A 20,483-nucleotide genomic window follows, 5' to 3' on the forward strand; every position below is an offset into this window, starting at 1 on the left:
TTTGCAAGCCGCCTCAGGCCTGGGCAGCCGTCCATTCTGCCGGGGTGTAGGTCTTCATGGACAGCGCATGGACTTCATCGGTCGCCATTCGGTTGCCCAGCGTGGCATAGACCAGGCGCTGACGACCCAGCAGACGCTGGCCTTCGAACTGCGCAGACACGATGGTGGCAAACCAATGTCGGCCATCGCCTTCCAGCGCAATATGCTCGCAGGGCAGGCCGGCGGCGATCAGGTCTTTGAGTTGGTCTGCAGTCATGGGGGAACCTTTATGCGCAAAAGCTGGCGAAACCGGTCATTGTCTCGCAAGCAGCCCTGCGTCAATTCTAAAAATCAGTTACGAATCTTGTAGCCGATGCGCAGCAGGTGCACGGCCAGCGCGCTCACAGCCAGCCAGGCAGCGCCCACGATGGCAAAGCTGAGCCAGGGCGAGACATCGCTCTGGCCGAAGAAGCCATAGCGGAAGCCGTCGATCATGTAGAAGAACGGGTTGACATGGCTGACCGCCTGCCAGAAGCCGGGCAGCGAGTGCACGGAGTAGAACACGCCGGACAGAAAGGTCAGGGGCATGATCAGAAAGTTCTGGAAGGCCGCCATCTGGTCGAACTTCTCGGCCCAGAGGCCGGCGATCAGGCCCAGCGTGCCCATCAGAGCGCAACCCAGAAAGCCGAACACCAGAATCCACAGCGGCGCGGCAAAGTCGGGCACCGCAAAGAACAAGGTGACAACAAACACGCCCAGCCCCACCAGCAGGCCGCGCAGAATCGCCGCACCCACATAGGCGCTGAACCAGGCCCAATGCGACAGCGGCGTGAGCAGCACGAATACCAGCGAGCCCATGATCTTGCTCTGCACCAGGCTGGATGAGCTGTTGGCAAATGCGTTTTGCAACATGCTCATCATCACCAGACCGGGAATCAGAAACGCGGTGTAGGGGATGCGGTCATAGACCATGACCCGGCCTTCGAGCACATGGCCGAAAACCAGCAGATACAGCACGGCCGTGAGCACCGGTGCGGCCACGGTCTGAAAGCTCACCTTCCAGAAGCGCAGCACTTCCTTCTTGAGCAGGGTCTGCCAGCCGTTCATTGGACACCTCCTGCAGGAGCCTGTGTCCTGGAGCCTTCATTCATGATGTGGATGAACACATCCTCCAGATCCGCACGGCGGATCTCCACATCCTCAGGGGTCACGCCCGCCTCGCGCAAAGCGGCCAGCAGCTGCTCCACATCGCCGGCATGGGCGGCGGGAATCTGCACGATTCGGCCGGTGACCCGGGCCCTGTCAGCCACTGCCTTGGGCAGGGCGCTATCGGTCTTGAACTGCAGCACATTGCTGGAAGCCGACTTGAGCAGCTCGCTCATGGGCGAGAGCTTGATGATCTCGCCGCGCTTGAGCATGGCCACGCGGCTGCAAAGAGCCTCGGCCTCTTCCAGATAGTGGGTGGTCAGCAGCACCGTATGGCCCTGCTTGTTGAGCTTGGCGATGAAATGCCACAGCGTCTGGCGCAGCTCCACGTCCACACCGGCCGTGGGTTCGTCCAGCACGATGATGGGCGGCTTGTGCACCAGAGCCTGGGCCACCAGCACGCGGCGCTTCATGCCGCCCGAGAGCTGGCGCATATTGTTGTGGGCCTTGTCCGTCAGGCCCAGGCTGTCGAGCAGCTCGTCGATCCAGTCGTCGTTGTTCTTGACGCCGAAGTACCCGGACTGGAACTTCAAGGCCTCGCGCACATTGAAGAAGGGGTCGAACACCAGCTCCTGCGGCACGATGCCCAGCTTACGGCGTGCATCGGCGTAATCGGCCTGCACATCGCTGCCCTGCACCAGCACGCGCCCGCCCGTGGCTTGCGCCAGTCCGGCGAGGATGCTGATCATCGTGGTCTTGCCAGCACCGTTGGGGCCGAGCAGACCGAAGAATTCACCTTCCTCGATATCCAGGCTCACCGATTTGAGGGCCTGGAAATCCCCCTTGGGGGTGCGGTAGGTCTTGGAGACGGATTGGAATGAGACTGCGGACATGGAGCCCATGATTCTAGGGCTTGCCCACAGCCTCTGCCTTGGCGGGGCTTAGCCGGACACAGTGATTGGTCAGCCTAGCCCTGCTGAGCGGTGGCGGCCGCATCGGGCACAGGAGCGGGCATCAGCAAGCCGTCCACTCCATACAGCGCGGCCATGGACTGCAACCCCTTGGGCAGACCGTCGACGATGAGCTGCTTGCCCGCCTCCTGCGCAGCGCGCCGGCAGGCCAGCAGCACGGCCAGGGCCGCCGAATCGAAGACCTTGACGGCGCTGGCATCCACCACCACCCGGGCATCCGCATGGCCGGTGACCAGCGGGCGCAGGCGCAGCAGACAGTCGCGCCCCTGACGATAGGTCAGTTCCTTGGGCAGTTGCAGAGGGTTGCTAGCTGAGCGGGCCATGACGTCTGAAGCGCTTTGCTTACTTGGTGGCCGTAGCCGGCATGGAGCTGCGCGAGGCCAGGGTCTTGATCAGGCCGTCGATGCCGTTGGCATTGATTTCCTGCGCAAACTGGTTGCGGTAGGTCTCCACCAGCCACACGCCGAGCACATTGAAGTTGTAGAGCTTCCAGCCCGTAGCCTGCTTTTCCAGACGGAAATCCAGCTGCACGGGATCGCCACGGCCGTTGACCTGGGTGCGGACCAGCACATCGGTGTCACCGGCTGCCATGCGCACAGGCCTGACGGTAATGGTCTGATCGCCGACCTGGGACAGGGCTCCCGCATAGGTGCGAATCAGCAAGGCCTTGAACTCGTCCTGCAGCTTCTGGCGCTGCTCGGGCGTAGCCTGGCGCCAGGCCGGACCGACAGCGGCCGATGTCATACGGCGAAAGTCCACATAGGGCATGACCTTCTCGTTGACCAGCGCATTGATCTTGCTGGAGTCGCCGCTGCGCAGCGACGCATCCTTCTTGATGGTTTCCAGCACATCGGAAGAGACGCGCTTGACCAGGGCATCAGGCGCTTCCTCAGCGGCCTGTGCAGGCAGACCCAGATTCAGGGCGAGCATGGCACCTGCTGCCATGCCCCACATGCGACGAGTAATCTTCATTGCGTTTTTCTCCTAGGCCCGCAAGTGTCACCGCACTCGCGCAGCCTGTGCATCATGTTTGTAACCAAGCCCTACCGGCTCACTGGCCTTCGGGAGGCAGCTTGCCGGCGTTGTCGTCATCATAGTTTTCGAGACGACCGTCGCCGCCGGACGCCGCGCCGCCAATGCGTGAGCGCAGATAGACATCGCGCACCAGGCTGTATTTGTCGAGCGCAACAGAGTCCAGCACATCGCCGGCCTTGAGCAGATTGGCCCGGTTGTTGACCATGCGCAGGCCGAACAGGCTGTTGCGCCAGCGCACATCGTCCATGGTGTTGGCGGGATAGCCGAAGGCGTCGACCGCCAGACCGGCCGAGTCACGCACCGTGGAAGGGCCCCAGAAGGGCAGCACCAGATACGGCCCCGTGGGCATACCCCAACGGCCCAGCGTCTGGCCGAAGTCCTGCTTGCGGCGCTCGATGCCTGCCTCGCTGGCAATATCGAACAGGCCGCCTATGCCCAGCACCGTGTTCACGCTGAAGCGAACCATGGAGTTGTAGGCACCCTGGCCCTGCCCCTGCAGCACGTTGTTGACGAAGGACCAGGCATCGCCGAGGTTGTCGAAGAAGTTGGTCACGCCCTGGCGTGCCACGCGCGGCGTCACGTTCTGATAGGCCGTGGCCACGGGCTTGAAGACGGCTTCGTCCACCCCTTCGTTGAAGGAATAGATGCTGCGGTTCATGGACTCCAGCGGGTCGGCCGGGTTGCCGGAGCCTGTGGTGGTCGCGCAGCCGGACAGCAGTGCCGCTGCGCACACGCCAGCTGTCAGCGCGGCATGCTTGAGCGTCAGAGTCTTGTCCGACGCCAGTTTCGTTTGTGGGCTTGTTGTAGTCATCATTCTTTCGCTCCCCCGTTGGCTGCGTTGGCTGCGCCAGCACCGGAATCACCGCCCTGCTCGGCCTTGCTGTAGAGGAACTGACCGATCAGATTCTCCAGCACCACGGCAGACTGGGTGGCTGTCACGCGGTCGCCGGCCTTGAGGTTTTCTTCGCTGGCACCCGCTTCAATACCAATGTACTGATCGCCCAGCAGACCGCTTGTCAGAATTTTCAGCGAGCTGTCCTTGGGAAAGGCATAGCGGTTTTCCATGCTCATGGCCACGTCGGCCTGAAAGGTCTGGTCGTTGAAGGTGATGGACTCGATACGGCCCACAACCACGCCGGCGCTCTTGACCGCGGCCTTGGGCTTGAGCCCGCCGATATTGTCAAAACGCGCCGTGATCGCATAGGTCTTCTGGAAATTCAGGCTCAACAGATTGGCCGACTGCAAGGCCAGGAACACCAGGGCCAGAGCACCGATCAGCACAAACAGGCCGACCCAGACATCACTTTTCTTTTGCTGCATGATTTTTTTACCTCTATCTGCTGAGCAGCCTCAAATGCTGAACATGGTTGCGGTGAGCAGGAAGTCCAGACCCAGAACCGCTAGCGAAGCCACGACCACGGTACGGGTGGTGGCCCGGGAAACCCCTTCGGGCGTGGGCTTGGCCGCATAGCCTTGGAGCAAAGCCACAAAGGTCACGGCCAGGCCGAAGACAAAGCTCTTGAGCACGCCGTTGCCCAGATCGCTCCACCAGTCCACGCCCTGCTGCATCTGGCCCCAGAAGGCACCGCTGTCGACACCGATCATCACCACGCCCACCAGCCAGCCGCCCAGAACACCGACGGCGCTGAAGACCGCTGCCAACAATGGCATCGTGATCAGCCCGGCCCAGAAGCGCGGCGCCAGAATGCGCTTGACGGGGTCGACCGCCATCATCTCCATGGCCGACAACTGCTCACCGGCTTTCATCAGGCCGATTTCGGCCGTCAGGGCCGTGCCGGCACGGCCCGCAAACAGCAAGGCCGTGACCACGGGCCCCAGCTCACGCAGCAGGCTCAGGGCCACCATCATGCCCAGCGCCTCGGCCGAACCATAGCGCTGCAGGATGTAATAGCCCTGCAGACCCAGCACAAAGCCCACGAACAGTCCGGAGACGCCGATGATGGCCAGCGAATAATTGCCCAGAAAGTGAATCTGGTCGCCGATCAGGCGCGGACGCCTGAGCGCCGGTCCCATCAAGCCCAGCAGGCGCCACAGCAGGCGCGCACCGATCCCCATGTTGACCAGCTGGCAGCGCACTGCCAGGCCAATGCGTGCGAGAAAGTTCATGCACGCCTCCTGCTGCCGAAGTCCTCGTCGGCACTGACGCCCGGATAGTGGAACGGCACAGGCCCCGTGGATCTGGCATGAATGAATTGCTGCACCAGCGGATCGCTGCTGGCGCGCACCTCTTCGGGCGTGCCTTGGGCGGCAACGCTGCCGGCCCCCAGAATCACCACATGGTCGGCCACGCGGAAGGTTTCCTCCAGATCGTGGGAAACCAGAATCGAAGTCAGGCCCATGGCATCGTTGAGCTGGCGGATCAGCTGCGCCGAGGTACCCAGCGAAATAGGGTCCAGGCCCGCAAAAGGCTCGTCGTACATGATGAGCTCGGGGTCCAGTGCAATCGCGCGGGCCAGCGCCACGCGACGGGCCATGCCGCCCGAGACCTGGGAGGGCATCAGATCACGCGCACCGCGCAGGCCCACGGCATGCAGCTTCATGAGCACGATGTCGCGAATCAGCTCTTCTGGCAGATCGGTGTGCTCCCGAAGCGGAAAAGCCACGTTGTCGAACACGCTCATGTCGGTGAACAGCGCACCGAACTGAAACAGCATGCCCATGCGGCGACGCGCGGCATAGAGCTGCTGCGCATTCATGGTGGTCACATCCTGGCTGTCAAACAGCACCTGGCCCTGCTGGGCGTGGTTCTGCCCGCCAATCAGACGCAGCACCGTGGTCTTGCCGCCGCCCGATGCGCCCATCAGCGCCGTGACCTTGCCGCGCGGCACTTGCAGGGACAGATCGCGCAGGATGACGCGGTCACCATAGCCAAAGGTGACATTGCGCAGTTCCACAAAGGGTGCGTTGGGTGACATGCGTGAAGAGCCGCTCAAGAGAAAGCAAACTGGTATTGTGCCGACATGCTCGACAAAAAGCTCGGGTTAGCCCCAAGTAAACATACATTCACGAATGTTTCTTGAAGGCCTGGCTTGGATCGCAGAGTCGTTACTCCTGTTTCAGGAGCTGTCAGCGCTTGTTGTGCATGCGCAAACTGCCTTTTTTGCGATATGAAACCTCATCGGCAGCTGCGACTTATTTACAACATATTCTGCAGAAACGCCTTGGTGCGCTCATGCTGGGGCGCGGCAAAAAACGCCTCGGACGGGCCTTGCTCGACGATGTAGCCGCCGTCCATGAAGATGACGCGGTTGGCCACCTCGCGTGCAAAACCCATCTCGTGGGTCACGACCAGCATGGTCATGTGCTCTTCGGCCAGTTCGCGCATGGTGCGCAGCACCTCGCCGGTCAGCTCGGGGTCCAGCGCCGAGGTGGGCTCGTCGAACAGCAGAATGTCTGGCTCCATGGCCAGCGCGCGCGCAATTGCCACGCGCTGCTTCTGACCGCCGGAGAGGTGGTTGGGATAGGCATCGCGCTTGGCCGCCAGACCCACCTTGGCCAACAGAGCTTCGGCCTTGGGGATGATGTCTTCACGCTTCAAGCCCTTGACGATGACGGGCGCCTCAATGATGTTTTCCAGCACCGTGAGGTGGGGAAACAGATTGAAGGACTGGAACACCATGCCCATCTTGCGGCCGATCTTGCGGATCTCGGCCTCGCTCACATACTGGGCCCTGGCCTCGCCCTCGGAGCGCGCCAGCACCGCACCTTCGATGCTGATGGTGCCTCGGTCGATCGTCTCCAGGTGGTTGAGACAGCGCAAAAAGGTGCTCTTGCCCGAGCCGGACGGGCCGATCACGGCCACCACCTCGCCGCGCAGCAAGTCCAGGGAGACGCCGCGCAGCACTTCGTTATTGCCAAAGGCCTTGTGGATGCCCTGGGCGGAAATCATCACATCAGGCGTCGTACTTGGCATATTTTTTCTCAAGATATTGGAAGCCCCAGGTCAGCACCAGGGTCATGATGAGATAGAAGGCCGCAGCCACGATGAAGGGCGTGAAGCTGAAGTCGCGCTGCACCACGCCGCGCGCCACGCGCAGCAGGTCGTTGAGTGCCAGCACATAGATCAGCGAAGTGTCCTTGACCAGGGTGATGGTCTCGTTGCTGACGGGCGGCAGAATGCGGGCCCACATCTGGGGCAGCACGATGCGGCGCATGGTCTGTGCATAAGTCATGCCCAGCACCTTCGCGCCCTCGTACTGGCCGCGGTCCACGGACTTGATGCCGGCACGGAAGATCTCCGCGAAGTAGGCCGCGTAGTTCAGCGCAAACGCCACCACGGCGGCAGGAAAGTCGGGCAGGCGCACACCGATGTAGGGCACAAAGGGCAGCGCGAAGTACACGAACAGCAGCTGCAGCATCAGCGGCGTGCCGCGCATCAGCCAGATATAGGCGCCCACGGCGCTGCTCAGCGGCTTGATGCTGGAGATGCGCATCAGCGCCAGTGCCAGGCCCATGGGAATGGACAGCGCCAGCGTGATGAAGAACAGCTTGAGTGTGACAAGGGCACCAGCCGACATGGGCCCCAGGAGCGAGATTACATAGTCCATCAAATGGCCTTCAGTGTGGCGCTGCAGCTATCGAAAGCCCGCCACAGGCACGGGCGTGCGCAGGAGGAAGTGTTTGCACGCATTGTCGTCGCAAAAAAAACCGGCAATGCCAGGCATTGCCGGTGCAGTACGTCAAAAAGGGATTAGTGCTTGATGACGTCGGCGCCGAACCACTTCTGGGCGATTTCAGCAGCCTTGCCGTCCTTCTTCATTTCGGTCAGCACGTCGTTGACCTTGTTGCGAGTGGCTTCGTCGTCCTTGCGGAAGCCCACACCGTAGTCTTCGGTACCGAAGTCCTCGGCCAGCACCACGTAGTTGTCGGGCTTCTTGTTGACGTAGTAGCGACCCACCACTTCATCCACCACCACCACGTCCAGACGACCGGCTTCCAGGTCCATCATGGCAGCGATGTTGTCGCCGAAGAGCTTGGTTTCCTTGAACTTGTCCGACAGTTCCTTGTCCTTGGTCAGGGCGGTCACGGCGCTGGAGCCTTCCTGGGCACCCACGACCTTGCCGACCATGTCAGCCTTGCCTTTGATGGGCGAGCCGGCCTTCACGATGATGATCTGCTTGTTCACCATGTAGGGATCGGAGAACAGGATCTTTTCCTTGCGCTCTTCCAGAATGGTCAGGCCGTTCCACAGAGCGTCCACGCGCTTGCCCAGCAGCTCGGCTTCCTTGGCGTTCCAGTCGATGGGCTTGAACTGCACTTCGATATTGGCGCGCTTGGCCACTTCACGGGCCATATCGATATCGAAACCGACCAGCTCGTTCTTTTCGTCACGGAAACCCATGGGCGGGAAGTTGTCGTCCAGGCCCACCACCAGCTTGGCGGCAACCGCCGCAGGAGTGGGCGCAGGAGCTGCAGCGGTGTTGCTTGCGGGCTCGTTCTTGCCGCAGGCAGCCAAAATTGCAGTCAGGGCCACCGAGGCCAGCAGGGTACGTTTTTTCATGGCGTCAAAATTTGAAGTGGAAAAAGCGGAGGCAGCAGGCTTTGTCTCCCGTCCGGGGCCACCGCAGCCGCTCCGAAGCCGGGCTGCCGCCAGCGCCGAATCCGCTATTGTCGCGCAGACGGGACAGAACGTCACTCGCCGGTCGCAAAACCATCACGACTTAGGCAAAACAGGTTCAGGCAAGACGGCTGCCTCAGGAGGCTGGCCGTTGTTGCATTCTTGTTTGCACAAGTCCTCATCATGAGCAGCTTGCAAAACCAAACCATGTCACCACCGTCACCAGACACCAGCCAGCTCCCGCCCGCCTTGCAGCAGGCCTATCGCGACGCGCTCTACCGGGTCGATGCCGCCCAGGGCGCTGTCGCACAGACGCTACGCGTGGGCGAGCGCAATGACTGGCTCGGGCAGCAACTGGGACGGCAGTCCATCCAGGCCGCCTGCTATCTCACGGCCTGCAATCCCTGGGGACAGATCCTGGAGCCGGCGGAGAACGCCGCCCGCATGCGCGCCCTGCGCCAGGCGCTGGACAGCGAGGGCTGGCAGTACCTGGACGGCTGCGGCCAGGACCCGCTCGGCCATTGGCCTGCGGAAGACAGCGTGCTGATCTGGGGGATGGATGCCGACACGGCCATGCAATGGGGCCGGCACTGGCAGCAGAACGCCGTGCTGTGGAGCGATGCCGACGCCCGCCCCCGGCTTCTGTGGCTGCGCTGACTTTTTTGATAGCACCTTGCGCTTTACAGCAATCAAAAACCTATTGAAAGCTATCTAAACTCCATTTAAGGCAAGCGCTTGCAGCTATCAAAAACAAAAGGCATTCCGAAGAATGCCTTTTGCGTGATGACCCGCTGTGAATGATCAGCGAGGCAGTTCGCTGGCGCCCATCAGGAACTCGTCCACGGCACGCGCTGCCTGGCGGCCTTCGCGAATCGCCCACACGACCAGCGACTGGCCGCGGCGGATGTCGCCGGCGGCGAACACCTTTGGCACGCTGGTGGCATAGCCGCCGATGAAGTCGGTGCTGGCCTTGGCGTTGCCGCGCGCATCCTTGTCGACGCCAAAGGCTTCGAGCACGGTGGCAACCGGGTTCACGAAGCCCATGGCCAGCAGCACCAGATCGGCAGGCCAGACCTTTTCCGTGCCGGGCACTTCGCTCAGCTTGCCGTCCTTGAACTCGACCTGGACGGTGGTCAGGCTCTTGACCTTGCCCTTTTCGCCGCCGAATTCCTTGGTCGAGATCGCGAACTCACGCACCACGCCTTCGTCGTGGCTGGACGAGGTACGCAGCTTGATCGGCCAGTAAGGCCAGACCAGGGGCTTGTTCTCCTGCTCGGGCGGCATGGGCATGACCTCGAACTGGGTCACGCTCTTGGCGCCATGGCGGTTGGAGGTGCCCACGCAGTCGGAGCCTGTGTCGCCGCCGCCGATGACGATGACATGCTTGCCGTCGGCACGGATCTGGCCCTTGAGCTTGTCGCCCGCATTGACCTTGTTCTGCTGGGGCAGGAACTCCATCGCGAAGTGCACGCCTTCCAGATCGCGACCGGGCACGGGCAGATCACGCGACTGCTCGGAGCCGCCGGTCAGCAGCACGGCATCGAACTCAGCGTTGAGCTGCTCGGGGCTGATGGTTTCCTTGGCCCAGTTGGTGACCTTGGAATCCTTGCCCAGACCGTCCTTGCCGGCGATCAGCACGCCGGTGCGGATCTTCAGGCCTTCGGCCACCATCTGCTCGACACGGCGGTCGATCAGGCCCTTGTCCAGCTTGAAGTCGGGGATGCCGTAGCGCAGCAGGCCGCCCACGCGGTCGTTCTTCTCGAACAGGGTCACGTCGTGGCCGGCGCGCACCAGTTGCTGGGCCGCTGCCATGCCTGCAGGGCCGGCACCGACCACAGCCACCTTCTTGCCGGTCTTGTGCTTGGAAGGCAGGGGCTTGACCCAGCCTTCGCTCCAGGCGCGGTCGATGATGGAGTGCTCGATGGACTTGATGCCAATGGCGTCGCCATTGATATTGGCCACACAGGCAGCTTCGCAGGGTGCGGGGCAAATGCGACCCGTGAACTCGGGGAAGTTGTTGGTGCTGTGCAGCGTGGTGATGGCGTTCTTCCAGTCACCCTGATACACGAGGTCGTTGAAGTCCGGAATGATGTTGTTGACCGGGCAGCCGTTGTTGCAGAACGGCGTGCCGCAGTCCATGCAGCGTGCAGCCTGCACCTTGGCCTGATCGGTCGTCAGGCCGATGACGAATTCCTTGTAGTGCTTGAGACGTTCCGCAACGGGGGCATAGCCCTCTTCGATGCGCTCGTATTCCATGAAGCCGGTGGTCTTTCCCATGATCTTTAATCCTTGAAATCTGTGTTCGCTTGCAGTGCGGTGGCCGCCTGGCCGCCACCGCTTCGAGCCGTGTTTACTTGGCGGCTACGGCTTCTTTTTGAGGAGCTGCTGGCGCTTTCGCAGCTTGCTTTTCCTTCTGTTTGCGTTCAAAGATCTCGCCGAGTGCACGCTGGTACTCGGTCGGGAACACCTTGACAAACTTGGCACGCGCTGCGGCCCAGTTGTCCAGCAGATCACGGGCACGCTTGGAACCCGTCCAGCGGCTGTGAGCCTCCACCATATTGCGCAGCTGCTGATCGTCGCTCTGGCCGCGGTGCCAGATGCCGGGATCGACACGCGAGACAAACTCGTCGTGCGGCAGCACCTTCTCCAGCTTCACCGAAGCGGTGTTGCAACGCTCGGCAAACTTGCCGTCCTCGTCGTAGACATAGGCCACGCCGCCGCTCATGCCGGCCGCGAAGTTGCGACCGGTCTTGCCCAGCACGACCACGGTACCGCCGGTCATGTATTCGCAGCCGTGGTCGCCCACGCCTTCGACCACCGCCGTGGCGCCGGACAGACGCACGGCAAAGCGCTCGCCGGCCACGCCGCTGAAGAAGGCTTCACCGCTGGTGGCGCCGAACATCACGGTGTTGCCCACGATGGTGTTGGTGGTAGTAGAGCCACGGAACTCATGGCTGGGATGCACCACCACGCGGCCGCCGGACAGACCCTTGCCGGTGTAGTCATTGGCTTCGCCGCTGAGGTTCAGCGTGATGCCGTTGCACAGGAAGGCACCGAAGGACTGGCCACCCGTACCTTCGAAGTGGATGCGGATGGTGTCGTCTGGCAGGCCTTCGGCGTGATGCTTGGTCACCGCGCCCGAGAGCATGGCACCGACGGAGCGGTTGACGTTGCGCGCCACTTCCATGATGCGCACCTTCTCGCCGTTTTCGATGGCGGGCTTGCAGCGCTCGATGAGCTTGACGTCCAGCGCCTTGTCCAGCAGGTGATCCTGGCTGTCCACGTGGTAGCGGGCCACGTCGGCAGGCACTTCAGGCTGAGCGAACAGACGGCTGAAATCCAGGCCCTGAGCCTTCCAGTGCTCGATGCCCTTGCGGGTGTCGAGCAGGTCGGAGCGACCGATCAGGTCGTCGAACTTGGCGATACCCAGCTGGGCCATGATCTGGCGCACTTCTTCGGCGATGAAGAAGAAATAGTTCACCACATGCTCAGGCTTGCCGGTGAACTTGGCACGCAGCACGGGGTCTTGCGTGGCCACGCCCACGGGGCAGGTGTTGAGGTGGCACTTGCGCATCATGATGCAGCCTTCCACCACCAGCGGAGCCGTGGCGAAGCCGAACTCGTCGGCACCCAGCAGGGCGCCGATGATCACGTCGCGACCGGTCTTCATCTGGCCGTCGGCCTGCACACGCACACGGCCGCGCAGACGGTTCAGCACCAGGGTCTGCTGGGTCTCGGCCAGGCCGATTTCCCAGGGACCGCCAGCATGCTTGATGGAGGACCAGGGCGAGGCACCGGTGCCGCCGTCGTGCCCTGCGATCACCAGGTGATCGCTCTTGCACTTGGTCACGCCTGCGGCAATCGTGCCCACACCGACTTCGGACACCAGCTTGGTGCTGATGCTGGCGTGCGGAGCCACGTTCTTCAGATCGTGGATCAGCTGTGCCAGGTCTTCGATCGAGTAGATGTCATGGTGGGGAGGAGGCGAGATCAGGCCCACACCGGGCACCGAGTGACGCAGTGCACCGATGTAGTCGGAGACCTTGCCGCCGGGCAGCTGGCCACCTTCACCGGGCTTGGCGCCCTGAGCCATCTTGATCTGGATCTGGTCCGAAGAGGCCAGATATTCGGCAGTCACACCGAAACGACCGGACGCGACCTGCTTGATCTTGGAGCGCAGCGAGTCGCCGGCCTGCAGTTCGATATCGGACTCGACCTTGTCCTTGCCGATGATGGAAGCCAGGGTTTCGCCCTTGCTGATGGGGATGCCCTTGAGCTCGTTGCGATAGCGCTTGGGATCTTCGCCGCCTTCGCCGGTGTTGCTCTTGCCGCCGATGCGGTTCATGGCCACGGCCAGCGTGGCATGGGCTTCGGTGGAGATGGAGCCCAGCGACATGGCACCCGTAGCAAAGCGCTTGACGATTTCCTTGGCCGACTCGACCTGGTCCACGGGAATCGCCTTGGCGGGATCGAACTTGAACTCGAACAGGCCGCGCAGCGTCATGTGGCGCTTGGTCTGGTCGTTGATCAGCTGAGCGTATTCCTTGTAGGTGCTGAAGTTGTTGGCACGTGTGGAGTGCTGCAGCTTGGCGATCACGTCAGGCGTCCACATATGCTCTTCGCCACGGGCACGCCAGGCGTACTCGCCGCCGGCATCCAGCATGGTTTCCAGCACGGGGTCGTCGCTGAAGGCAGCCTCGTGGTTGCGGATGGTTTCCTCGGCAATCTCGAAGACGCCGATACCTTCCACACGGCTGGCCGTGCCCGTGAAGTACTTGTCCACGGTCTCGCTGTTCAGGCCCACGGCTTCGAACAGCTGGGCGCCGCAGTAGGACATATAGGTGGACACGCCCATCTTGGACATGATCTTGGACAGCCCCTTGCCGATGGCTTTCACATAGTGATAGATGGCCTTGTCGGCAGTGATGGGCGCAGCTTCGCGGTTGAAGATGTCGACCAGGGTCTCCATCGCCAGATAGGGATGCACGGCTTCCGCGCCGTAGCCGGCCAACACGGCGAAGTGATGCACTTCGCGGGCCGTGCCGGTTTCCACCACCAGACCGGCGGTGGTACGCAGACCTTCACGCACCAGATGCTGGTGGATGGCGGACAGCGCCAGCAGCGCAGGGATGGCCACTTGCGTGGCGCTCATGTTGCGGTCGCTGATGATCAGGATGTTGGCACCGCCCTTGATCTCGTCCACGGCGTGGGCGCACAGCGAGGCCAGCTTGGCTTCCACGCCCTGCTTGCCCCAGGACAGCGGGTAGGTGATGTCGATCGTCGAGCTCTTGAACTTGCCGTTGGTGCGCTTCTCGATATCACGCAGCCTGGCCATGCCTTCGAAGTCGAGCACGGGCTGCTGCAGTTCCAGGCGCATGGGAGGGTTGACCTGGTTGATGTCCAGCAGGTTGGGCTTGGGACCCACGAACGACACCAGCGACATCACGATCGCTTCGCGGATCGGGTCGATGGGGGGGTTCGTCACCTGTGCGAACATCTGACGGAAGTAGTTGTACAGCGGCTTGTTCTTGTCGGACAGCACGGCCAGCGGGCTGTCGTTGCCCATGGAGCCAATGCCTTCCTCGCCCTTTTCGGCCATAGGGGTCAGCAGGAACTTGATGTCTTCCTGCGTGAAGCCGAAGGCTTGCTGGCGGTCCAGCAGGGACAGCTCAGTCTTGGCTGCGGGTGCCTTGAAGTCGGCGGGGATTTCCACCTCGTCGAGCTTGATGCGCAGGTTCTCGATCCACTGCTTGTAAGGCTTGGTGTTGACGACGTTGGCCTTGAGCTCTTCGTCTTCGATCATGCGACCTTGCTCCAGGTCGATCAGCAGCATCTTGCCGGGCTGCAGGCGCCACTTGCGCACGATCTTGCTGTCGGGCACGGGCAGCACGCCGGCTTCGGAAGCCAGGATCACCATATCGTCATCGGTGATGCAGTAGCGCGAGGGACGCAGGCCGTTGCGGTCCAGCGTGGCGCCGATCTGGCGGCCATCGGTGAACACGATGGAGGCGGGACCATCCCAGGGCTCGATCATCGCAGCGTGGTATTCATAGAAGGCGCGGCGGCGCTCGTCCATGGCTTCGTGCTGCTCCCAGGGCTCGGGAATCATCATCATCACGGCCTGGCTGATGGGGTAGCCGGCCATGGTCAGCAGTTCCAGGCAGTTGTCGAAGGTGGCGGTGTCGGACTGGCCGGCAAAGCTGATGGGATAGAGCTTCTGCAGGTCTTCGCCCAGCACGGGAGAGGCCATCACGCCTTCGCGTGCCAGCATCCAGTTGTAGTTGCCGCGCACGGTGTTGATTTCACCGTTGTGGGCCACATAGCGGTAGGGGTGAGCCAGAGGCCACTCGGGGAAGGTGTTGGTGGAGAAACGCTGGTGCACCAGACCGATGGCCGAGACGCAGCGTTCGTCGGCCAGATCGCGGTAGTACACGCCCACTTGATCGGCCAGCAGCAGGCCCTTGTAGACCACAGTGCGGCTGCTCATGCTGGGAACGTAGTATTCCTTGCTGTGCTTGAGGCCCAGGTTCTGGATGGCAGCCGAGGCCGTCTTGCGGATTACGTACAGCTTGCGCTCCAGCGCGTCCTGCACGATAACATCGGCACCACGGCCGATGAAGACCTGGCGCAGGATGGGTTCCTTTTCCTGCACGGTAGGCGACATGGGCATGTCGCGGTTCACCGGCACATCGCGCCAGCCCAGCAGCACCTGGCCTTCGGCCTTGATGGCGCGCTCCATCTCCTGCTCGCAAGCCAGGCGCGAAGCATGCTCCTTGGGCAGGAAGATCATGCCCACGCCATATTCGCCAGCAGGAGGCAGTGCCACGCCCTGCTTGGCCATTTCTTCGCGGTAGAGCTGATCGGGAATCTGGATCAGGATACCAGCGCCGTCACCCATCAGAGGGTCGGCACCCACCGCACCGCGATGGTCGATGTTCTCGAGGATCTTCAGTGCCCCCAGCACGATGTCATGGCGCTTCTGACCCTTGATATGGGCCACAAAGCCCAGACCGCAGGCATCGTGTTCGTTGCTCTTGGAGTACAGACCGTGGTCCTGGAGATACTTGATCTCGGCAGCAGTCGTCATGGGGAATCCTCTTATATCAATCGCGGGGAACGCAAGATTACGACATGACATGAAGTTATGCAATAAGTATTAATTAGGGTCAGATTCCAATTAATTCCCAACTTTTTTTATTTGCATTTAATTGGGGACATATAAAAACAGAGAAAAGCAATTCAATAAAAACAAGGAGTTGAAAGAACTCTCTAGTCCTCGTGCACCGAAGCTGTGCGTGCAGAAGGCCTGCCGGCCTTCTGCCGCTTCACACGTCTCTCGGTTTTTTGTTGCAAATTTTCAATGAAGTCAGGCTCGCCCAGAGCCCAGCCACGCAGTGCGGCATGGCTGATCTGCGCCTGGGTATCGGCATCCAGACCGGCATCCACGGCCCTGACATAAGCGGCATCACGGGCAAACGGCGTGTTGCCCAGAGCCCAGAAAAGCGCGTGCGGGCTGATGAGCGCATCGCTTTGCAGGCCTGCGTTGTGCGCATAGCTGGACCAGGGCCAGTCGACCGCGCGCTGGACCAATCCGTCGCGCACGGGGTTGAGATCCATGGAAACCATGGTGGCCATCAGCCATTGCTCGGCCTGCAGCACGGTGCAGCGGTAGCGCCCCTCCCAGAGGGTGCCGGTACGCCCATGCCGATTGTTGAAGTAACGCACATAGCTGCGCCCCACGGCCTGCATGAACTGGGGCACGCCCTGCTCCGTCCTGGGCGTCAGCAGCAGATGGAAGTGATTGGGCATGAGTACATAGGCATGCACATCGACCTCGAAGCGCCGCGCCATCTCGCGCATCAGATCCAGCATGACAAGACGATCCTGCGCGTCCACAAAGATCTCGCCGCTGTTGTTGCCACGCTGGATGATGTGGTGCGGCATGTTTGCCAGCGTGAGACGGGGAAGACGGGCCATGGAGCGGACTTGGACAGGGGCGACAGGAAAGGCGTTTCGGTCATTATGAAGCGTCGCGCCTGAACCGACGCCTCCTCAGGCGCCGGATGTCACAGATGCATGCGGCCCGAAGCACTCAGCAACTGGCTGATATGGCGCGTAGCGGCCAGCAGTTGCGGTAGCAGCCCTTCGCGCATCATCTGCTCGCTGGTGCGGTTGGCCTGGCCACTGATGTTGAGCGCCGCCACCGTCTGGCCACGCGCATTGCGTATGGGAGCGGCAATGGAGATCAGACCCTCCTCCAGCTCCTGGTTGAGCAGGGCCCAGCCCTGCTCGCGCACGCGGGCAATCTCGGCATACAGCTCGTCGTCGCCGGTCAGCGTGTGGCGCGTGAAGGCGCGCTGCTCGCGCCGGGCCATCAGCGCCCGCAGTTCATCGGGGGGCAGCGCCGCCAGCAGCACCCGACCCATGGATGTCCAGAAGGCGGGCAGTCGCGAGCCAACGCCCAGATTGGTACTCATGATCTTGTGCGTGTGCACGCGCAGCACATAGACCACGTCCAGACCTTCGAGCACGGCGGCCGAGCATGACTCCTTGACCTCGTCCACCAGCGCCTCCATGGCCGGCTCGGCCAGATTCCACAGCGGCGTGGAGCTCAGATAGGCAAAGCCCAGATCCAGGATGCGCGGAGTGAGTGCGTAGTACTTGCCGTCGCTGCGCACATAGCCCAGCGTCTGCAGCGTCAGCAGGATGCGCCTGGCACCGGCACGCGTCAGACCCGTGGCGGCAGCCACCTCGCTGAGCGTCTGCTCCGGCGCCCTGGCACTGAACGAACGTATGACCTCCAGCCCCCGGGCAAAGGACTGCACATAGCTGTCGCCGGGCTTGAGCGGGGCCGCATCGGCCTTTCCAGGGGTTTTCCCTGATGTGGTTTTTACAGTCTCCATTTTCTTCATCCTTTCCTACAATTCTTTTAGCGAACAAATGTTCTATATACGAACATTTTAGCGCCATTAGCGCAAGTCTTTGTATAGAAAATTGGAGACACCCATGATCAACAAGATCGCCGACTCGGTCGCTCAGGCCCTGTCAGGCATTCAAGACGGCTCCACCGTACTCATCGGCGGCTTCGGCACCTCGGGCATCCCCGGCGAGCTGATCGACGGCCTGATCGCCCAGGGTGCACGCGAGCTCACCGTGGTCAACAACAACGCTGGCAATGGCGACACCGGCCTGGCCGCCCTGCTCAAGACCGGCCAGGTACGCAAGATCATCTGCAGCTTCCCGCGCCAAGTGGACAGCTGGGTCTTCGACGAGCTGTACCGCAGCGGCAAGATCGAGCTCGAACTGGTGGCCCAGGGCAATCTGGCCGAGCGCATGCGCGCCGCCGCTGCAGGCATAGGCGCGTTCTTCTGCCCCACGGCCTATGGCACCGAGCTTGCCAAAGGCAAGGAAACGCGCGAGATCAACGGCAAGCACTATGTGCTGGAGTACCCCATCCATGGCGATGTGGCGCTGATCAAGGCGGAAAAAGGCGACCGCTGGGGCAATCTGACCTACCGCATGTCGGCGCGCAACTTCGGCCCCGTGATGGCCTCGGCCGCCAAGTTCACCGTGGCCACCGTGCATGACATCGTGGAGCTCGGCCAGCTTGACCCCGAATCCGTGGTCACCCCGGGCATCTATGTGAGCCAGGTGGTGAAGATCGAGCGCGTGGCCACCCAGGCCGGCGGCTTCAAGAAGGCGGCCTGAGCCCGCCAAGGTCCAGCAAGGAGATACAAGCGTGAGCTATCAAAAAAGAAGCAAGGACGAACTGGCCCTGCGCGTGGCCCAGGACATTCATGACGGTGCCTATGTGAATCTGGGCATAGGCCAGCCCACCCTGGTGGCCAACCACATCCCCGCAGGACGCGAAATTGTTCTGCAAAGCGAGAACGGCATCCTGGGCATGGGCCCGGCACCGGCGGCCGGCTCCGAAGACTACGACCTGACCAATGCCGGCAAGCAGCCTGTGACCCTGCTGCCCGGCGGCAGCTATTTCCACCACGCCGACAGCTTCGCCATGATGCGCGGCGGCCATCTGGACATCTGCGTGCTCGGAGCCTTCCAGGTTTCGGCCACGGGCGACCTGGCCAACTGGAGCACCGGCGAGCCCGGCGCCATTCCCGCAGTGGGCGGAGCCATGGACCTGGCCATTGGCGCCAAGCAGACCTGGGTGATGATGGATCTACTCACCAAAAAAGGCGAGAGCAAGGTCGTGGCCCAGTGCAGCTACCCGCTGACCGGACTGGGCTGCGTCAAGCGCATCTATACCGACCTGTGCACCCTGGCATGCACACCCGAGGGGCTGCGCCTGATCGACAAGGTCGAAGGCCTGGAGCACGCCGAACTCGAACGCATCGTGGGCCTGCCCATCGCGGCCTGAACTTCAGGCCGATCCAGTCTGCACCAGAAGCTCAATTTTCATAACGGAGACATGCCATGAGCAACCAGAACCAAGCCTTTATCTGCGACGCCATCCGCACCCCCTTCGGTCGCTACGGCGGCGCGCTGTCCAGCGTGCGCACCGATGATCTGGGCGCCCTGCCCATCAAGGCGCTGATGCAGCGCAACCCCAATGTGGACTGGACCGCCGTGGCCGATGTGCTCTATGGCTGTGCCAACCAGGCCGGCGAGGACAACCGCAACGTGGCCCGCATGTCGGCACTGCTGGCCGGCCTGCCCATCGATGTGCCCGGCGCCACCATCAACCGCCTGTGCGGCTCGGGCCTGGACGCTGTCGGCACGGCCGCGCGTGCCATCAAGTCCGGCGAAGCCCGCCTGATGATTGCCGGCGGCGTGGAAAGCATGAGCCGCGCGCCCTTCGTCATGCCCAAGGCCGAGTCCGCCTTCAGCCGCAACAACGCCATCTACGACACCACCATCGGCTGGCGCTTCGTCAACAAGCTGATGAAAGCCCAGTTCGGCGTGGACTCCATGCCCGAGACTGCCGAAAACGTGGCCGACGACTTCAGGATCGAGCGCGAAGCCCAGGACCGTATGGCCCTGGCCAGCCAGGAAAAGGCAGCGGCCGCGATTGCCGCGGGCCATCTGGCACGCGAGATCGTGCCCGTCTCCATCGCCCAGAAGAAGGGTGACCCCATCGTCGTGAGCCAGGACGAGCACCCCCGCGCCACCACCATCGAGGCACTGGCCAAGCTCAAGGGCGTGGTACGCCCCGATGGCACGGTCACGGCCGGCAACGCCAGCGGCATCAACGACGGTGCCTGCGCCCTGCTGCTGGCCAACGAGGAAGCGGCCAGCCAGTATGGCCTAGTGCCGCGCGCCCGCGTGGTCGGCATGGCCGTGGCCGGCGTCGCGCCGCGCATCATGGGCTTCGGCCCCGCTCCTGCCGTGCGCAAGGTGCTGGCCCAGACAGGCCTGACTCTTGAGCAGATGGATGTCATCGAGCTCAACGAAGCCTTTGCCGCACAAGGCCTGGCCGTGCTGCGCGACCTTGGCATTGCCGATGACGACCGCCGCGTCAACCAATGGGGCGGCGCCATCGCCCTGGGTCACCCCCTGGGCGCATCGGGCGCCCGCCTGGCCACCACGGCCGTGAACCAGCTTCATACCCTGGGCGGCCGCTATGCGCTGTGCACCATGTGCATCGGCGTGGGCCAGGGCATTGCCGTGGTGCTCGAACGCGTCTGATCCCGACTGTGGCAGGGACCGGCCAAGCCCGGCCTGCTGCCGCACCCCTGCCTCTCACACCAGAACAACGACCGCTGGAGTGCAGCTCTTTTCGGAGCTGCGCTACCGCGGCAGCCCGCGCCCCG

At 62.5% G+C, this 20,483-nt stretch carries 20 protein-coding genes; 4 read left to right on the forward strand and 16 right to left on the reverse strand.

The window, feature by feature from the left end; genetic code table 11:
- Positions 1-13: 13 nt before the first annotated feature.
- The 12 genes from F3J24_RS12190 to F3J24_RS12245 form a co-directional block, all read right to left on the reverse strand.
- A complete protein-coding gene (locus F3J24_RS12190; protein WP_003058653.1) occupies positions 14-256 on the reverse strand; it encodes a BolA family protein in 243 nt (80 codons plus the stop codon).
- 74 nt (positions 257-330) lie between these two features.
- Positions 331-1,086 (reverse strand): ABC transporter permease, encoded by a 756-nt coding sequence (locus F3J24_RS12195; protein WP_003058656.1) that lies wholly within the window; start codon positions 1,084-1,086, stop codon positions 331-333.
- Positions 1,083-2,018 (reverse strand): ABC transporter ATP-binding protein, encoded by a 936-nt coding sequence (locus tag F3J24_RS12200; RefSeq protein ID WP_167006393.1) that lies wholly within the window; start codon positions 2,016-2,018, stop codon positions 1,083-1,085. The genes F3J24_RS12195 and F3J24_RS12200 overlap by 4 nt, the downstream gene beginning before the upstream one ends.
- Positions 2,019-2,092: 74 nt before the next feature.
- A complete protein-coding gene (locus F3J24_RS12205; RefSeq protein ID WP_167006396.1) occupies positions 2,093-2,419 on the reverse strand; it encodes a lipid asymmetry maintenance protein MlaB in 327 nt (108 codons plus the stop codon).
- Between the two features lie 19 nt (positions 2,420-2,438).
- Positions 2,439-3,068, reverse strand: coding sequence for a phospholipid-binding protein MlaC (locus F3J24_RS12210; protein ID WP_167006399.1), 630 nt, complete (start codon positions 3,066-3,068; stop codon positions 2,439-2,441).
- A 79-nt stretch (positions 3,069-3,147) separates the two neighbouring features.
- A complete protein-coding gene (locus F3J24_RS12215) occupies positions 3,148-3,945 on the reverse strand; it encodes a VacJ family lipoprotein (protein WP_167006402.1) in 798 nt (265 codons plus the stop codon).
- A complete protein-coding gene (gene mlaD, locus F3J24_RS12220; RefSeq protein ID WP_167006405.1) occupies positions 3,942-4,451 on the reverse strand; it encodes an outer membrane lipid asymmetry maintenance protein MlaD in 510 nt (169 codons plus the stop codon). The genes F3J24_RS12215 and mlaD overlap by 4 nt, the downstream gene beginning before the upstream one ends.
- Before the next feature lie 30 nt (positions 4,452-4,481).
- Complete coding sequence (gene mlaE, locus F3J24_RS12225; RefSeq protein WP_003058669.1) at positions 4,482-5,258, reverse strand: lipid asymmetry maintenance ABC transporter permease subunit MlaE; 777 nt, start codon at positions 5,256-5,258, stop codon at positions 4,482-4,484.
- The gene (locus F3J24_RS12230; RefSeq protein WP_167006408.1) at positions 5,255-6,067 is read right to left on the reverse strand and encodes an ABC transporter ATP-binding protein; all 813 of its coding nucleotides are present in this window, start codon (positions 6,065-6,067) and stop codon (positions 5,255-5,257) included. The genes mlaE and F3J24_RS12230 overlap by 4 nt, the downstream gene beginning before the upstream one ends.
- A gap of 221 nt (positions 6,068-6,288) precedes the next feature.
- Positions 6,289-7,065, reverse strand: a complete 777-nt coding sequence (locus F3J24_RS12235) for an amino acid ABC transporter ATP-binding protein (RefSeq protein ID WP_304515587.1) — start codon at positions 7,063-7,065, stop codon at positions 6,289-6,291.
- Positions 7,046-7,699, reverse strand: coding sequence for an amino acid ABC transporter permease (locus F3J24_RS12240; protein ID WP_003058677.1), 654 nt, complete (start codon positions 7,697-7,699; stop codon positions 7,046-7,048). The genes F3J24_RS12235 and F3J24_RS12240 overlap by 20 nt, the downstream gene beginning before the upstream one ends.
- A gap of 143 nt (positions 7,700-7,842) precedes the next feature.
- A complete protein-coding gene (locus F3J24_RS12245) occupies positions 7,843-8,652 on the reverse strand; it encodes an amino acid ABC transporter substrate-binding protein (RefSeq protein ID WP_167006411.1) in 810 nt (269 codons plus the stop codon).
- Positions 8,653-8,892: 240 nt separating this feature from the next.
- Here F3J24_RS12245 and F3J24_RS12250 point away from each other — a divergent pair, with 240 nt between their 5' ends.
- The gene (locus F3J24_RS12250) at positions 8,893-9,366 is read left to right on the forward strand and encodes a DUF3293 domain-containing protein (RefSeq protein WP_240154317.1); all 474 of its coding nucleotides are present in this window, start codon (positions 8,893-8,895) and stop codon (positions 9,364-9,366) included.
- A gap of 144 nt (positions 9,367-9,510) precedes the next feature.
- On the opposite strand, the gene F3J24_RS12255 is transcribed toward F3J24_RS12250, so the two are convergent.
- The 4 genes from F3J24_RS12255 to F3J24_RS12270 all read right to left on the reverse strand — a co-directional run bounded on the left by F3J24_RS12255 (position 9,511) and on the right by F3J24_RS12270 (position 17,612).
- Positions 9,511-10,986 (reverse strand): glutamate synthase subunit beta, encoded by a 1,476-nt coding sequence (locus F3J24_RS12255; RefSeq protein ID WP_003058685.1) that lies wholly within the window; start codon positions 10,984-10,986, stop codon positions 9,511-9,513.
- Between the two features lie 73 nt (positions 10,987-11,059).
- Entirely contained in the window at positions 11,060-15,796 is a 4,737-nt protein-coding gene (locus F3J24_RS12260; RefSeq protein ID WP_167006414.1) for a glutamate synthase-related protein, read from the reverse strand.
- Between the two features lie 182 nt (positions 15,797-15,978).
- A complete protein-coding gene (locus F3J24_RS12265; protein ID WP_167006417.1) occupies positions 15,979-16,686 on the reverse strand; it encodes a transposase in 708 nt (235 codons plus the stop codon).
- 89 nt (positions 16,687-16,775) lie between these two features.
- Positions 16,776-17,612 (reverse strand): IclR family transcriptional regulator, encoded by an 837-nt coding sequence (locus F3J24_RS12270; protein WP_167006420.1) that lies wholly within the window; start codon positions 17,610-17,612, stop codon positions 16,776-16,778.
- 103 nt (positions 17,613-17,715) lie between these two features.
- Between F3J24_RS12270 and F3J24_RS12275 the strand changes: the two genes are divergently transcribed.
- The 3 genes from F3J24_RS12275 to pcaF are packed head-to-tail and all read left to right on the forward strand — an operon-like array spanning position 17,716 to position 20,358.
- The gene (locus tag F3J24_RS12275; protein WP_003058692.1) at positions 17,716-18,417 is read left to right on the forward strand and encodes a 3-oxoacid CoA-transferase subunit A; all 702 of its coding nucleotides are present in this window, start codon (positions 17,716-17,718) and stop codon (positions 18,415-18,417) included.
- Positions 18,418-18,448: 31 nt separating this feature from the next.
- Positions 18,449-19,090: a 3-oxoacid CoA-transferase subunit B gene (locus tag F3J24_RS12280; RefSeq protein ID WP_003058693.1), complete on the forward strand. Its 642-nt coding sequence runs from the start codon at positions 18,449-18,451 to the stop codon at positions 19,088-19,090.
- 56 nt (positions 19,091-19,146) lie between these two features.
- Positions 19,147-20,358 carry a 3-oxoadipyl-CoA thiolase gene (gene pcaF / locus F3J24_RS12285; protein WP_167006423.1) on the forward strand — a complete coding sequence of 404 codons (1,212 nt, stop codon included), beginning with the start codon at positions 19,147-19,149 and terminating at the stop codon, positions 20,356-20,358.
- The last annotated feature ends 125 nt before the right edge of the window (positions 20,359-20,483 follow it).

It is taken from the genome of Comamonas sp. Tr-654 (genome assembly GCF_011752915.1).
Lineage (GTDB): Bacteria > Pseudomonadota > Gammaproteobacteria > Burkholderiales > Burkholderiaceae_C > Comamonas.